The 15183-nt window shown below is 49.0% G+C and carries 17 protein-coding genes; 16 read left to right on the top strand and 1 reads right to left on the bottom strand.

The window, feature by feature from the left end; genetic code table 11:
• The first annotated feature begins 30 nt into the window (after positions 1-30).
• From HA050_RS04305 to HA050_RS04280, 6 genes are all read left to right on the top strand, one after another.
• Positions 31-537 (top strand): PilZ domain-containing protein, encoded by a 507-nt coding sequence (locus HA050_RS04305; protein ID WP_166822542.1) that lies wholly within the window; start codon positions 31-33, stop codon positions 535-537.
• On the top strand, positions 534-1208 hold the full coding sequence (gene ung / locus HA050_RS04300) for a uracil-DNA glycosylase (RefSeq protein ID WP_166822539.1): 675 nt from the start codon (positions 534-536) through the stop codon (positions 1206-1208). The genes HA050_RS04305 and ung overlap by 4 nt, the downstream gene beginning before the upstream one ends.
• Positions 1209-1286: 78 nt before the next feature.
• Positions 1287-2171 (top strand): ROK family protein, encoded by an 885-nt coding sequence (locus tag HA050_RS04295; RefSeq protein ID WP_166822536.1) that lies wholly within the window; start codon positions 1287-1289, stop codon positions 2169-2171.
• Entirely contained in the window at positions 2172-3866 is a 1695-nt protein-coding gene (locus HA050_RS04290; protein ID WP_166822534.1) for a glycoside hydrolase family 9 protein, read from the top strand.
• Positions 3867-3926: 60 nt separating this feature from the next.
• The gene (rfaD, locus tag HA050_RS04285) at positions 3927-4922 is read left to right on the top strand and encodes an ADP-glyceromanno-heptose 6-epimerase (RefSeq protein ID WP_166822531.1); all 996 of its coding nucleotides are present in this window, start codon (positions 3927-3929) and stop codon (positions 4920-4922) included.
• A 176-nt stretch (positions 4923-5098) separates the two neighbouring features.
• On the top strand, positions 5099-5260 hold the full coding sequence (locus HA050_RS04280) for a hypothetical protein (RefSeq protein ID WP_166822528.1): 162 nt from the start codon (positions 5099-5101) through the stop codon (positions 5258-5260).
• Between the two features lie 97 nt (positions 5261-5357).
• On the opposite strand, the gene HA050_RS22320 is transcribed toward HA050_RS04280, so the two are convergent.
• Positions 5358-5480 carry a hypothetical protein gene (locus HA050_RS22320; protein WP_277344361.1) on the bottom strand — a complete coding sequence of 41 codons (123 nt, stop codon included), beginning with the start codon at positions 5478-5480 and terminating at the stop codon, positions 5358-5360.
• Positions 5481-5506: 26 nt separating this feature from the next.
• Between HA050_RS22320 and uvrC the strand changes: the two genes are divergently transcribed.
• The 10 genes from uvrC (at position 5507) to HA050_RS04230 (ending at position 15175) form a co-directional block, all read left to right on the top strand.
• On the top strand, positions 5507-7369 hold the full coding sequence (uvrC, locus tag HA050_RS04275; protein WP_166822525.1) for an excinuclease ABC subunit UvrC: 1863 nt from the start codon (positions 5507-5509) through the stop codon (positions 7367-7369).
• A 152-nt stretch (positions 7370-7521) separates the two neighbouring features.
• The gene (gene pgsA / locus HA050_RS04270; RefSeq protein ID WP_166823453.1) at positions 7522-8091 is read left to right on the top strand and encodes a CDP-diacylglycerol--glycerol-3-phosphate 3-phosphatidyltransferase; all 570 of its coding nucleotides are present in this window, start codon (positions 7522-7524) and stop codon (positions 8089-8091) included.
• Between the two features lie 89 nt (positions 8092-8180).
• Positions 8181-9191, top strand: coding sequence for a 3-deoxy-7-phosphoheptulonate synthase (locus HA050_RS04265; protein WP_166822522.1), 1011 nt, complete (start codon positions 8181-8183; stop codon positions 9189-9191).
• 24 nt (positions 9192-9215) lie between these two features.
• Positions 9216-9866, top strand: a complete 651-nt coding sequence (locus tag HA050_RS04260; protein WP_166822519.1) for an META and DUF4377 domain-containing protein — start codon at positions 9216-9218, stop codon at positions 9864-9866.
• Positions 9866-10741, top strand: coding sequence for a prephenate dehydrogenase (locus HA050_RS04255; RefSeq protein ID WP_166822516.1), 876 nt, complete (start codon positions 9866-9868; stop codon positions 10739-10741). The genes HA050_RS04260 and HA050_RS04255 overlap by 1 nt, the downstream gene beginning before the upstream one ends.
• A 70-nt stretch (positions 10742-10811) precedes the next feature.
• On the top strand, positions 10812-11798 hold the full coding sequence (locus HA050_RS04250; RefSeq protein WP_166822513.1) for an aldo/keto reductase: 987 nt from the start codon (positions 10812-10814) through the stop codon (positions 11796-11798).
• A 30-nt stretch (positions 11799-11828) separates the two neighbouring features.
• Positions 11829-12494: a (d)CMP kinase gene (gene cmk, locus HA050_RS04245; RefSeq protein ID WP_166822510.1), complete on the top strand. Its 666-nt coding sequence runs from the start codon at positions 11829-11831 to the stop codon at positions 12492-12494.
• 248 nt (positions 12495-12742) lie between these two features.
• Positions 12743-14419, top strand: a complete 1677-nt coding sequence (rpsA, locus tag HA050_RS04240) for a 30S ribosomal protein S1 (RefSeq protein WP_082752899.1) — start codon at positions 12743-12745, stop codon at positions 14417-14419.
• A 16-nt stretch (positions 14420-14435) separates the two neighbouring features.
• Positions 14436-14720, top strand: a complete 285-nt coding sequence (locus HA050_RS04235; protein ID WP_046350225.1) for an integration host factor subunit beta — start codon at positions 14436-14438, stop codon at positions 14718-14720.
• 212 nt (positions 14721-14932) lie between these two features.
• Positions 14933-15175 (top strand): lipopolysaccharide assembly protein LapA domain-containing protein, encoded by a 243-nt coding sequence (locus HA050_RS04230; protein ID WP_240928977.1) that lies wholly within the window; start codon positions 14933-14935, stop codon positions 15173-15175.
• Positions 15176-15183 lie beyond the last annotated feature (8 nt).

The following is a 15183-nucleotide window of genomic DNA, read 5'->3' as shown; positions in this document are numbered from 1 at the left end:
TAATTTGTAAAACAACCAAGGTTCAAACCGATGAATACACTTCCAGTTCCTGATGGCGTGCATTTCTCTGCCCATTTGCCACTTGCATGGCATGGCGTGCTGCAGCAAAGCACTTTTGAAGCGACGCGATACCTTGCCGTACTGGCAGAGTTTGAATCGATCAGTGATGAGCGCAGCCATGCGCAGGATGCTTTGCACGCCAAGCTGGATTTAATGCTGTTATGGACAGCAAAAAATGCCAGCCATACCTTGCCTGCAGCTAAAGAAGTTATGATTGGTTTGGAAACCATTGTCTGGCGTGATTCCGCGGCATTGCCCTTAGGGGCGCATGGTGCGCTGGCGCTTAGCCTTTCACACATACTCCCTTTTTCCTTGCAATTGCCTGCCGAAATTATTTCATGCGTCGTGTCGGAGCAAGGGTATGTGCTCACTGCACGCTTATTATTGCAGGAAGAAGCCTTGCGTGACTGGTTTGAACGCACAGTTTTCAGAAATCACCGCCGCCTTGTGCATGCCGGGCGCGGGGCGCAAGCATGATGACACTGCCTGCTGCATGGCAGCCTTTAGTGAGCGATGTTTTACAAAGTGCAAAATGGCAGCAACTTAACGCATTTTTAGAGGCTGAGCTTGCTGCGGGAAAACCCGTCTTTCCCCAGCCATCACAATGGTTTGCAGCGCTTGAATATATGAAACCTGAGCAGGTCAAAGTGGTGGTGCTTGGCCAGGATCCCTATCATGGCGCGGGGCAGGCGCATGGACTCAGTTTTTCTGTGCCTTTTGGTGTTAAACCACCACCTTCCTTAGTGAATATCTTTAAAGAAGTTGCGCGGGATCTGGGTCATACCCCGCCACAACATGGCAATCTTCAATCCTGGGCCGAACAGGGTGTTCTGCTTCTTAATTGTGTTTTAACGGTTGAAGCCGATAAGGCCGCATCGCACGCGAGGCAAGGTTGGGAAGTGCTGACCGATGCGTTGATTAAATCGCTGGCAGAGCAGCAAAGCCATATTGTATTTATGCTTTGGGGCGTTTATGCGCAAAAGAAGCAAGCTTTGATTGATGCCGGCCGGCATTGTATTTTGTGCTCGGCTCATCCTTCGCCACTTTCGGTTTATCGCGGTTTTATTGGTAATGGGCATTTTTCTGCAGCAAACCGTTATTTGCTTGGCCAGGGTAAAGAGGCCATTCGTTGGGAAATCAGCGAGTGAGCGCTCTTTTAGTCATTGTTTATTGCGGAGTCTGCGTGTGATTACGCTCTTTGCATTTATTAATCGTGGAGTCCGTGCGTGAGTAAGCTCTTAGCTTTTGATGTTGGTGGTACGCAAATTAAATATGGCATCGTCAGTGATACGGGTGAGGTGCTCCACGCTGAAGTTCAAAATACCTGTGCGGCAGACGGCGGGCCCGCTTTATTGAATAAATTACTGGTTTTAGCTCACCCCTTCATTACCCAATATCAGCCTGCAGGCATTGCGATTAGCAGCCTGGGCCTGATCGAACCTGTTCGCGGCACAGTGCTTGGCGCTGCCGAAGCCGTACCTGATTACCCCGGTATCGCGCTGATCCCCGCCTTTGAAAATGAATTTGACTTGCCTGTCACGGCAGAAAATGACGTGAACTGCGTGGCGTTGGCCGAAGGATGGACCGGTGCCGCCAAAGGTGTGGCCGATTATCTGGCCATTGCAATTGGCACGGGCATTGGAGGCGGCATTGTTTTGGGCGGGCGCTTACATCGTGGGCATCGCGCAGCAGCGGGTGAATGGGGCTATATGAATATTGGCGGGCAGATATGGGAGTCGCAAGCTTCGATGTCGGGCTTGGTACGCAGGGCCGAGGCAGCAACAGGAGAGGCCGGATTAAATGGCAAAGTGATTTTTGCCCGCGTTGATGCAGGTGACGCCCAAATGCAAAAAGTGGTCGCGGAGTGGCTGGATTTGCTTGCCACAGGCATCGTAAATTTAATTTACGCCTTTAATCCCGAAAAAATCGTACTGGGCGGCGGTATTGCCGGGCGGGGCGAGGTCTTTTTAAATGCCATTCGACAAACCGTCGCACAACAACTTTTACCTGATTTTAAAAAAATGACCGAACTGGCCCTCGCAACCGCAGGCAATCATGCCGGCATGCTGGGGGCTGTACGTAACTGGCTGATCACACACAGGGGCGCATAAATGAAAATATTACTGAATCACCTTGGTTTCGAACTGGCAGGACAAAAAACTGCAATTATCGATGCACCTGCTGATTTTGCAGCGCGTCGTTTTAGTGTGTATCACGCAGAGAGCCGCGAGCTGGCCTTTGCTGGTGAGATCAAACAAAGCGGTGGTGTAGATCATTGGGGCGCTGGTCAGTGGCATTACTGGACGGCTGATTTCTCTGCGCTGGATGCTGAGGGTGAGTATTTTCTGGTCGTGGATGGCATCAATCCCCCTCTGGCCTCGCATACTTTCAATATTGCGAAAAAACTATTTTCTGAGCAAATCCTGTCAGATATCGTGCACTACATTAAAGGCCAGCGTTGTACCGGCCTGTACGACCAGGCAGATCGCAGCCGCCCTAAATGGGGTAGTGAAGAGCGCCGCGATGTGCATGGTGGTTGGTACGATGCTTCGGGGGATTGCTCTAAGTATCTGAGTCATTTATCGTTTGCCAACTTTATGAACCCGCAGCAAACACCGCAAGTGGTGTGGAATTTGCTCGACGGCCTGGCGCAATTGCCAGCGCAATCCAAGTGGTTTAATGAAAGAATCGTCGACGAAGCCTTACACGGTGCAGATTATCTGTTGCGTATGCAGGATCCGGCAGGCTACTTCTATATCACGGTATTTGATCAATGGTCTAAAGATGAAAACCGCCGTGATATCTGCGCTTATGAAACGCAAAAAGGCGAGAAATTTGCCACATATCAGGCTGGCTACCGCCAGGGTGGGGGTATAGCAATAGCCGCTTTAGCGCGTGCATCGGCATTGCAGCGTGATGGCGAATTTAGCCGGGTTCAATATTTGCAAGCCGCACAGCGTGGCTTTGCTCACCTTGAGCAACATAATCTGGAATACCTGGATAATGGCGTTGAAAACATTATCGATGATTACTGCGCCTTGCTGGCGGCTTGCGAATTACTGGCAGTCTGCGGCGAGGGAATTTACGCTGATGCTGCTGCACGGCGTGTTTTAAATTTATTGGAGCGACAAACGGCAGATGGCTGGTTTAAGGCTGATGCTGTGGGCGAGCGTAGTTTTTTCCATGCAAGCGACGCAGGTTTGCCTTATATCGCACTGATGCGCTTTATCGAAGTTGTGCCCGGCTCACCTTTGGTTGGGCGGATTCGTGAAGTGCTGCGCTGTGCTTTTGAATACGAATTCAAAATTACTTTTGCCAGCGTAAATAACCCTTTTGGCTATCCGCGTCAGTTTGTAAAACAAGCAGGCGAAGCCGGGCGTGAGCAATTCTTTATTCCTCACGACAATGGTACGGGCTACTGGTGGCAGGGCGAAAATGCACGTTTAGGCTCGATTGCCGCAGCCAGCTCACGCGCTCAGGTGCTGTTCGCTGATGAATTGTCTCTAGTCACACAATTGGCAAGGTACGAGCAGGCCGCGCTGAACTGGCTGCTGGGCGCAAATCCATTTGACGCCTGCATGCTGCAAGGCTGGGGGCGCAACAACCCACGCTATGAGGTTGGTTTTTATAATGCACCAGGCGGGGTGTGCAATGGTATTACCAGCGGCTTAAATGACGAGAACGATATCGATTTTAAAAAGTCTGAAATAGCCACAATGGCCAATAGCTGGCGCTGGACAGAGCAATGGATGCCGCATGGCGCTTGGCTCTTCCTGGCGCTGAGCACCAGAATTGGTAAAAATTAATATAGGGTGGGCAGAGCGCCTGCCCGCACGTAAATAGCAAGAATTTTAAAGGAATACAAAATGGCAATAGTAGTGACCGGAGCAGCCGGCTTTATTGGCTCAAATATTATAAAGGGCCTGAATGCTCGCGGCGAAACCGATATTATTGCGGTGGATGATTTGGCCCTGCCAGATCAGTTTAAAAATTTAGTCGATTGCCAGATTAGCCATTACGCAGATAAAGAAGACTTTATTGCCGATTTAAGTGCAGGGCATTATGACGGTGAAATTACCGCCATTTTTCACGAAGGCGCGTGTTCCGATACGATGGAGCATAACGGTAAATATATGATGGATAACAACTATCAATATACGCTGGCGCTGTTTGATTGGTGCCAGGCTGAAGAAGTGCAGTTTTTATATGCATCCAGCGCGGCAACCTATGGCAATGGCGATAATGGCTTTATTGAAAGCCCGGATTGCGAAGCGCCATTAAATGTATATGGCTACTCCAAGCTTTTATTTGATCAGGTGCTGCGCCAGCGCATGAATGAAATTACCGCGCAGGTTGTGGGTTTCCGGTACTTCAATGTTTATGGCCCGCGTGAGCAGCATAAAGGCCGCATGGCTTCGGTGGCGTTCCATCATTTCAATCAATACCGGGAACACGGCAAAGTAAAATTATTTGGCGAATATGGCGGCTACGCTAATGGCGGCCATACGCGCGATTTTATTTCTGTAGAAGACGTAGTCAAAGCCAATTTATGGTTTCTGGATAATCCCGATGTATGTGGGATTTATAATCTGGGTACAGGAAAATCACAGCCATTTAATGATGTTGCGCTGGCTGTGGTAAATACCTGCCGTGAGCACGAAGGCAAAGCTGCACTGACTTTGGATGAGATGATTGCTCAGGGTGTTTTGGAATACATTGATTTCCCTGATTCGCTTAAAGGAAAATATCAAAGTTTTACCGAGGCCGATACCACTTTGCTGCGTGAATCAGGGTATGACGAAGATTTCCTGACTGTCGAAGAGGGCGTTCGCCGTTATATTCAGGCATTGCTAAGCAAGTAAAAAATAAAAGCCGGGTACGAAGCCCGGCTTTTTGACGCATCCCTTTCTTTATAGCAGGTCAGCCGGCATTTTTTGCAGCCCATGCATCACTTTTAGCAGTCTATCGCTTACACCTGTCTGCCAGACATTCGACCCATTACAGTGAACTTATCAATCGCACTGAATGGAGCTCTATCATGAAAACCACTTCTCACTTACTGGTTCTTTTCTTTGTGGCTTTTGTGCATATCACGTTGTATCTCATTATTGTGAATGCCCACGAGGAAAGCATCAAAGATGCACAGGTCTCTCTGATCGTGCCTGCAGAATCATCCCAAAACAATGGGAGATTGGCTTAAACCTGGAGTGGGGTAAATAAACCATCATTAATAGCGTCCATAAAAAATATATTTGTTGAATGTGATTGTCAGCCTGTCTCAATGCCGCTTTTTTTGCTCAAATGACTATGGCATGCGTTAAGGCAGGTTTAACTGTGCTGGCAAGCAGGAAATAAATCAGTTGATGTTGGTTGGCGTTATATTTGCCGTAATCCGGCATGGCTTCGGGGTAGAATTGCATTCTCTTTGCTGACCTTTATCTGAGCCATGCCTGAACAATCTTTGCCCGCAACACCTGTTGCATCAGCCCCGCTGAATCCGCAGGAAGCCTTATTGGCACACGTTAAGAGCTTGCCAAATCAGCCAGGGGTCTATCGTTTTATCGCGGCAGATGGCACGGTGCTGTATGTGGGCAAGGCCATTAGCCTTAAGAAACGTGTTGGTTCTTATTTTCAGAAAAATGATCACAGCCCGCGCATTCGCCTAATGCTGGCGCAAGTGCTCAGTTTAGAAACAACCGTGGTTCGCTCTGAAGGCGAGGCGCTGGTATTAGAAAATAATCTGATTAAGGCATTAAGCCCGCGCTATAACATTTTATTTCGTGATGATAAAAGCTATCCCTATGTGGTGATTACCGGCCATGCCTCCCCCAGGCTGGCTTATTACCGTGGTGCTTTAGATAAGCGCCATCAGTATTTCGGCCCTTTCCCAAATGGCTATGTGGTTAAAGAAAGTATTCAGCTTCTGCAAAAGGTATTCAAATTACGTACCTGCGAAGATACCGTATTTTCTAATCGTTCCCGCCCCTGTTTATTGCACCAAATCAAGCGCTGCTCTGCCCCTTGTGTGGATTTAATTAGCGCTGATGATTATCGCAGCGACGTGAATAATGCAGTGCGCTTTTTAAATGGCAAAGCCAGCGAAGTATTAGGCGAGCTTGAGATTCGTATGCAAACTGCATCCGATGCCTGGCTGTTTGAAGAGGCTGCAGCGCTTCGCGATCAGATCAGTGCTTTATCACGAATCCAGGATAAGCAATTTGTATCAAGCAACAGCAGCGAGGTGGATGCCGATATTGTGGTTTGTGTGATTAGCAGCGGCATGATTTGCGTAAATCTGGCCATGGTGCGTGGTGGCCGGCATGTGGGGGATAAGAATTTATTTCCATCGCATGCTGATGGCTATGATGCGCCTGCCGCCCTTGAGGCGTTTCTGGCTCAGCATTATTTAGACCGCAATGCGCCATCAGTTATTTTTTGCCAGCCAGAGCCGGAAAATGCGGCAGTACTGGCCGATTTGCTGAGTCAGCAGGCTGAACATAAGGTGGTCCTGAATAGCAATCCCAATGGCGAACGGCGGGTTTGGCTGGAGATGGCGATTAAAAATGCCGAATTGGCGATTTTGCAACGCAGCAGCCAAACCGCCACGCAACATGCTCGTCTGGGCTCTTTGACAGAAGCCATGAATTGGCCCGATACCGTTGCGCGTATCGAGTGTTTTGATATCTCGCACACCATGGGCGAGGCAACTGTTGCCTCATGTGTGGTGTATGACCGCTATGATATGCAGCCTAAAGAGTACCGCCGTTACAATATTGAAGGCATTACGCCAGGTGACGATTATGCGGCGATGCGCCAGGCTTTGATTCGCCGCTACGGTAAAATTGCTGCAGGCGAGGGCGTTGTGCCTGATGTGGTTTTAATTGACGGAGGCAAGGGGCAACTCTCGATGGCAACCGAAGCGATGGCAGAAGTTGGGATGAGCAGTCCTATATTGCTGGGCGTTGCCAAAGGCGAAACACGCAAAGCAGGCTTGGAACAATTGATTTTAAATGACAGGCCTGCCCCCATTCTGCTTAAGCGCGATCATCCCGCCTTGCATCTGATCCAGCAAATTCGTGATGAAGCGCATCGCTTTGCCATTACCGGTCACCGCGCACGGCGGGCAAAGGCTAGGGTGACTTCTTCATTGGAAGATGTGGAAGGAATCGGGCCTAAGCGCCGTCAGAAATTATTGGCCAGTTTTGGTGGTTTGCAGGGTGTAAAAGCGGCGACATTGGATGAGTTAAAGCAAGTTGAAGGAATTAATTCTGCCTTGGCAGAAAAAATCTATGCGGTTTTACATGCGTGATCCTGGCGCGCCCTGTTTTTTGCGGTTTTTTAATCCCTGTTGCAGATTCTTTACGAATGCGCGCAATAAAATACCATTGACAGCTAATATGCTGGCGCATGCTGGTAGAATGCGGTTTTCTTGCAATATTTGCCATTGGGTTCCGTATTCGCATGCCTTTTAATTTGCCGATTTTTCTGACTTGGTTGCGCGTGGCGCTGATCCCTATTTTTGTGGGTGTTTTTTACCTGCCAGCCACCGTGATGCCGGTGACAATGCAAAATATGGTAGGGGGCTCTTTATTTTTTCTGGCAGCCATTACCGATTGGTTTGATGGCTATTTAGCCCGCCGCTGGAATCAGACTTCCAGTTTTGGTGCGTTTTTAGATCCTGTTGCCGATAAATTGATGGTTGCTGCGGCGCTTATTTTATTGGTCGAGCTGGCACGCGCACCAGCATGGCTGGCGGTGATTATTATTGGCCGGGAAATTACCATTTCTGCACTGCGCGAATGGATGGCTCAGCTGGGTAAATCCAAAAACACGGCAGTGGCTTATATTGGTAAATTAAAAACCGGCGCACAAATGGTCGCTATTTTATTATTGTTGTGGTCTGGCCCTTTAATACCCGGTGTTTCTACTCAGTTTGTAGGTGAGCTGGCGTTGTATGTTGCGGGTATCTTAACGATTATTTCCATGTTTTATTATTTGAAGCTGGCTGCAAAGCAATTTAAAGAAGCATGATGGAATTGGTGCTGTGATCTTTCCATAAAAAACCTGCAGCAATCAAAACCTGCAGGTTTTTTATGGGCCTGTATATAAAAGGCAACTGTATGATTATTGTGATGAAATATGGCGCTGATGAGGCGCAGGTCGAAGCGGTCGTGCATAAAATTCATCAGTCCGGGCTAAAAGAGCATTTATCCCGCGGCGCAGAGCTCACAATCATTGGGGTCATTGGCGATGAAGAGCGGCTGGATCCTTCCCGTTTTGCGATTTTACCAGGGGTTGACCGGGTAAATCGCGTTGCCAAACAATATAAAATTGTTTCCCGCAGTACACACCCTCAGGGCACAACGATTAAAGTACGCGGCATTGAATTTGGCGGGACACAAATTCAAATCATCGCCGGGCCTTATGCCGCTGAATCCGCGCAACAAATGAATTTAACGGCCGACGCGCTGGCCGCAGCATCCTGTCGCCTGATGCGTTGTGGGGCTTTTCATGCTCAGCCCTATACCGCACCACGAAAAGAGCGCGAGGCGCTGGCCTGGCTGAAAGACGCCGCCGCCCGGCATCAATTACCTGTGATGGCCGAATTGCCCGATGTGCGTATGCTCGATGCCTTTATGGAATACGATATTGAAATGATTCAGATTGGTGAGCGCAATATGCAAAATCTGGATTTACTCAGGGAAGTGGGGCGGATTAACAAGCCGATTATTCTAAAGCGCGGCGTATCCGCAACGATAGTTGAATGGCTGATGGCGGCAGAATCGATTGCCGCTGGCGGTAACCATAATATTATTTTTTGCGAACACGGTATTCGTACTTTTGAAAATGCTTACCGCAATGTGCTGGATGTCAGTGCAATTGCAGTATTAAAGCAAGAAACCCATTTGCCGGTGATGGTTGATCCAAGTGATGCCTGCGGTAAATCATGGATGGTGCCCGCTTTAACAAAAGCTGCGATTGCTGCCGGTGCGGACGGGGTGTTGCTGGATGTGCACCCCAATCCGGCCGAAGCCCTTTACGCCGCCGATCAGGCGCTGGCTCCGCTGGATCTGGCGCAATTAATTGCGGGGCTTCAACCGCTTGCTGCAGCGCTTGGGCGTTCTTTGTAATGAGCTTGTACAGAGGTAATGAATATGCTGAAAAAAATGACACTACTGGCCGCTTTGCTTTCTTTATCTGTGTTTGCAGAGGCGCAGTCTTTGCTGGACGGAGATTATGTTCTGAATGAATGGCGACACGCAGGGGCGTCATTTCGCCCGGGTGAGAAAGCGCCAACCCTGACGATTCAGGGTGATCGTATAAGCGGATTTGCCGGGTGTAATCGTTACTCTGGTTCAATCAATACGCTGCCTAAACTTAAAGTGGGGCCGCTTGCCACAACCCGCATGGCATGCCTGGGGGATGAAGCACAGCGCAACGAATCAGCCGTGCTGGCTGTGTTCGGGGGCGCAAAGCGCTTTAAATTTAAACGGCCTGATCGTCTGGAATTCAGCGGCGCTAAGGGTGAGCGTTTAACTTTTGTCCGCCAGCCTGATGCCATTGAGCAGGTGCTCTATATTGCGCCGGAAACAAAGTCCTGCTCTGCAGGCGTGGCCCAAATGGATTGCCTGCAAACGCGTGAAACACCTTCTGCCGAATGGTCGCTTTTTTATAATCACATTGAGGGCTTTGATTTTGTGGCGGGCAAAAGCTACAAGATTAAAGTTCGTCGTGAAAAAGTGGCTAATCCGCCTGCGGATGCTTCCGCGTTTAAATATGTATTACTCGAAGTTTTGGGTGACTAATGCGCAAGCTTAAAAAGCTGGTTTTGCTGGGAACGGGCCTGATTGGAGGCTCGTTTTCTTTGGCGCTCAAGCGGGCCAGGTGTGTTGAACATGTGGTGGGCGTGGGTCGCAACCCGGATAATCTTTCACGCGCGCTTGAGCTGAAGGTCATTGATGAGGCCAGTCAGGATGCGGCTTCGGCGGTAACAGATGCTGATTTAGTCTTGCTGAGCGCACCCGTTGGTCAGATGGCTGTGCTTTTGCAGCAAATTGCACCGCAACTGCCTGCGCATTGTATTGTGAGCGATGCGGGCTCTACAAAGCAGGATGTGTGCACACTCTATCAAAAATACCTGCCGCATCATTTAAGCCGTTGCGTGCCTGGGCATCCTATTGCGGGTTCTGAATTGTCGGGTGCCGCCGCTGCACAATATGGTTTGTATGAGGGGAGACGGGTGGTGTTGACGCCACTGGCCGAAAGTGCAGCGGAATCAGTCGAATTCTTGCGAGCCTTATGGCAAGCCTGCGGCGCACAGGTCTTTGAAATGAGCGCGGCAGAGCACGATGGTGTTTTTTCGGCGGTGAGCCATGTGCCGCATTTGCTGGCGTTCAGCTATATGAATGCAGTGCTTGATCGCCATAATGCTGGGCTTTGCTTTGATTTTGCGGCCACGGGGTTTCGGGATTTTACCCGCATTGCCGCGTCTCACCCTGAAATGTGGCGGGATATTACGCTGGCCAATAAAGACGCCATTTTACTGGATTTAAAAGCCAATGCCGCACAATTGCTGGCATTGATAGACTGCATTGAAAACCACGATGCTTCTGGCTTGAATGAGCGGATTGTTCGTGCCAGTACGGCACGCAGTCAATGGGGACGTCAGTCCCGGTCGTGATCGGGTCAGTTGACTTATTTGAGTGAGTTCTCTTCTGCATATTTATTGCCTCAGCACTAAAGGGATAGAGATGAATTATTTAGCCAGTGAAACGCGTTATCAGAATATGCCTTACCGCCGTGTGGGGCGCAGTGGTTTAAAGTTGCCCGCTATTTCCTTGGGTTTGTGGCATAACTTTGGTGAAAACCGCGCTTATGATGTCAGCCGCAGCATGGTTCTCTCTGCCTTTGATGCGGGCATCACTCATTTTGATTTAGCCAATAATTATGGCCCGCCGCCGGGCGCGGCTGAATCAACTTTTGGCCGTGTTCTGGCTAAAGATCTCAAGTCTTATCGTGATGAAATGATTATCTCCAGTAAGGCAGGCTGGGAAATGTGGCCCGGCCCTTATGGCGAATGGGGTGGTCGTAAATATTTAATGGCGAGTCTTGATCAAAGTTTGCAGCGTATGGGCTTGGATTATGTAGATATTTTCTACTCGCACCGTCCTGATCCGGATACTCCGCTTGAAGAAACCATGTCGGCGCTGGATGCGATGGTGCGCCAGGGGAAGGCCCTGTATGTGGGGATTTCATCTTATTCTGCAGAGCAGACAAAGGAAGCGAGCCGTATCCTGAAAGAGCTGGGTACTCCTTGTCTGATTCACCAGCCATCCTTTTCGATGTTTGATCGCTGGATTGAGGATGGCTTGTGTGATGTATTGGCCGAAGAGGGGATTGGCTCGATTGCTTTTTGCCCTTTGGCTCAGGGCCTGCTTACATCGCGTTACTTAAATGGTATTCCGGCTGGCTCGCGTGCTGCAGCAACGGACAATCCTTTTTTGACGGCAGATAAGGTGGAATTACGTATTGCTCAGATTAAGGCGTTAAATAATATTGCACAATCCCGCGGGCAAGCCTTGGCACAAATGGCTTTGGCATGGGCGCTGCTCAGGGTGACATCGGTGATTATTGGTGCCAGCCAGGTTGCTCAAATTCAGGAAAATATTTTGGCTGTGCAAAATTTGGCCTTCGATGCGGCTGAATTGCATGCGATTGAATTAATTTTAAAAAGGTAGCGGTGCGTGTTAGCCGCCAGAAAGGAAAATATGTCGGGTATTGCTATTTTGGCCATTGATGGGCCATCTGCTTCAGGTAAAGGTTCAGTGGCGCAGCGGGTTGCAGAAGCGCTGGGCTTTGCGTATTTAGATTCAGGCGCCTTATACCGCCTGACCGCATTGGCGGCTCAGCAGACAGGTGTTGATTGGAGTGATGAGGATGGCGTGGCGAAAGTCGCGCTGTCTTTGGATGTGCGTTTTGAAAAAGGCCTCACTTTTTTGGCGGGGCAGGATGTGAGTACCTTGATCCGCAGTGAAAACATTGGGGTGGGTGCTTCGCAAGTGGCAGCGTTTGCTGACGTCAGACAAGCATTGTTGGCAAGGCAGAGAGATTTTGCGGTTGTGCCTGGTCTGGTTGCGGATGGGCGGGATATGGGGTCGGTGGTTTTTCCTGATGCGCAGTTGAAAATTTTCCTTACTGCAACGGCAGAAGTGCGGGCAGAGCGCCGTTTTCAGCAATTAATTGCGCGCGGGGAGTCCGCTGATCTGGCCGCCATTACACGCGATTTGCAGTCGAGAGATGAGCGTGATGCCGCTAGAAAAGAAGCGCCACTTCGGCAGTGGGGCGATGCTTTATTGCTTGAAACGTCGCAATTAAGCCTGGATCAGGTGGTTGAATGTGTTTTATCCTGGTGGAAAACACGCACAGAAACGTAGTAAATGTGGTTTTTCTTGTTATAAATCACACCTTTTGTCTCCAAGTGCTTGAACTATAACAGAGAAATCTTTACAATCGCCCCACTAAGCCGTGGCCATTGGTCATGGCTTTTGCCCTTCTGGGGCGTTTGTCGTGTTGGCGGGGCGCAAAGCTCTGTCACATTTGTTTAACTAACTTATTTTTGGCATTCCGCCAGAAATGCTTGGAAATTTCCATTTATATGACTACTGCTACTCTGTCCGGCTCCATGGAAAGCTTTGCCGCTCTGTTCGAAGAAAGCCTAACGCGTCAGGAAATGCGCGCTGGTGAAGTGATCACTGCTGAAGTGGTTGCTATCGACCATAACTTCGTGACTGTGAACGCCGGCCTGAAGTCCGAGTCGCTCATCCCGCTCGAAGAATTCAAAAACGACAACGGTGACCTTGATGTTAAGGTTGGCGATTTCGTTCCTGTTGCGATTGACAGCCTTGAAAACGGCTACGGCGAAACTAAACTCTCCCGCGAAAAAGCTAAACGTCTGGCTGCGTGGATTGAGCTTGAAGACTGCCTCGAAAAAGCCATGGTAATGACCGGTGTTATTTCCGGTAAGGTTAAGGGTGGTCTGACTGTTATGGTTAACGGTCTGCGCGCATTCCTGCCAGGTTCTTTGGTTGATATTCGTCCGGTTAAAGACACCACTCCATTCGAAGGCAAGCAAATCGAATTCAAGGTGATCAAGCTTGACCGTAAGCGTAACAACGTTGTTGTTTCACGCCGTGCCGTGCTTGAAGAATCCCTGGGCGAAGAGCGTCAAAAACTCCTTGAAACACTCAAGGAAGGCGCAATCATCAAGGGTATTGTTAAAAACATTACAGACTACGGCGCGTTCGTTGATCTGGGTGGTATTGACGGTCTGTTGCACATCACTGACCTGGCTTGGCGTCGTGTGAAACACCCATCCGAAGTTCTGGCTGTTGGCGATGAAGTTGAAGCTAAGGTTCTGAAGTTCGATCAAGAGAAGAACCGTGTATCTCTGGGTCTGAAGCAATTGGGCGAAGATCCTTGGGTTGGTTTGTCACGTCGTTACCCATCGGGTACACGTATGTTCGGTAAGGTTACTAACCTTACAGACTACGGCGCATTCGTTGAAATCGAACAAGGCATCGAAGGTCTGGTTCACGTTTCAGAAATGGATTGGACTAACAAGAACGTTCATCCATCCAAGGTTGTTCAGCTTGGCGATGAAGTAGAAGTAATGATTCTGGATATCGACGAAGAAAAACGTCGTATCTCACTGGGCATGAAACAGTGCATGGCTAACCCATGGGATGATTTCGCAGAAAACTTCAAGAAGGGTGACAAGATCAAGGGTGCCATCAAGTCTATTACTGACTTCGGTGTGTTCGTTGGTCTGGCTGGCGGTATCGACGGTCTGGTTCACTTGTCTGATCTTTCATGGAATGTGGCTGGCGAAGAAGCTGTTCGCAACTACAAGAAAGGCGACGAAGTTGAAGCGATGGTTCTGTCTATCGACACAGAAAAAGAACGCATCAGCCTTGGTATCAAGCAAATGGAAGGCGATCCTTTCAACAACTACGTTTCTACATTCGATAAAGGTTCCCTTGTTAAGGGTACTGTAAAATCTCTGGACGCTAAGGGCGCAATCATTGCTCTGTCTGAAGAAATCGAAGGCTATCTGCGCTCTACAGAAGTTTCACGCGATCGCGTTGAAGACATCCGTACTGTGCTGAAAGAAGGCGACGAAGTTGAAGCCATGATCATCAACGTTGATCGTAAGAACCGTTCGATCAATCTGTCGATCAAAGCGAAAGATTCCGCTGATGAAACAGAAGTAATGAGCAAACTGTCTACCGAAAGCACAGGTACTGCGGGTACAACTAGCCTTGGCGCACTGCTGAAAGCTAAGATGTCCGGCGCTGAGTAATATGGATCAAGGTGGGATGACCAAGTCCGAGCTTATTGCAAAGCTCGCCCAGCGTTATCCGCAGCTGGTTGCGAAGGATGCAGAGCTGGCTGTGAAAACCATCTTAGATGCAATGGCCAAGAGCTTGTCTCAGGGCCAGCGTATCGAGATTCGTGGATTTGGCAGTTTTGATCTGAATTATCGTCCGCCACGAGTGGGGCGTAATCCGAAATCTGGTACAAAAGTATCGGTTCCGGAAAAATTTGTTCCCCACTTTAAAGCGGGTAAAGAGCTAAGAGAAAGGGTTGATGCCCTGATTTGATGTTCTGCTTTCAGGCGACACCTTCGGGTGTCGCCTTTTTGCATAAAAATGGCCTATTCTTGATTCTTACTTAATACCAGATGATTCCTGATCGTGTAGATTGGGTTTAATCGGTTACAATGTGAGCTAGCTTATTTCTATGGTTTAGATCAATGCGCTATTTGTTCTGGCTTATCAAATTTTTTCTATTTGTCATTTTGTTTGGCTTTGCCATGCATAATGCCGAACCTGTGGTGCTTAAATTCTTTTTAGGCTATTTCTGGCAGGCTCCTCTGGCCTTATTATTATTAGTATTTTTTGTAGTTGGCGCTGTTTTTGGCTTGCTGGCTGCATTTTCTAAGATTATTCGTTTGCGTCGTGAAGTGGTCGGGCTGAAAAAAGAATTGCGTGCCCGGCAAACCGTAGCAGACTTCCCACCTGATCTTCTTGTTGAACAACCTCGTGATGCGTTGTAAATCCCTTT

This window comes from Iodobacter violaceini (genome assembly GCF_011601265.1).
Taxonomy (GTDB): domain Bacteria; phylum Pseudomonadota; class Gammaproteobacteria; order Burkholderiales; family Chitinibacteraceae; genus Iodobacter; species Iodobacter violaceini.
This window is presented reverse-complemented; position numbering and strand designations above follow the sequence as displayed.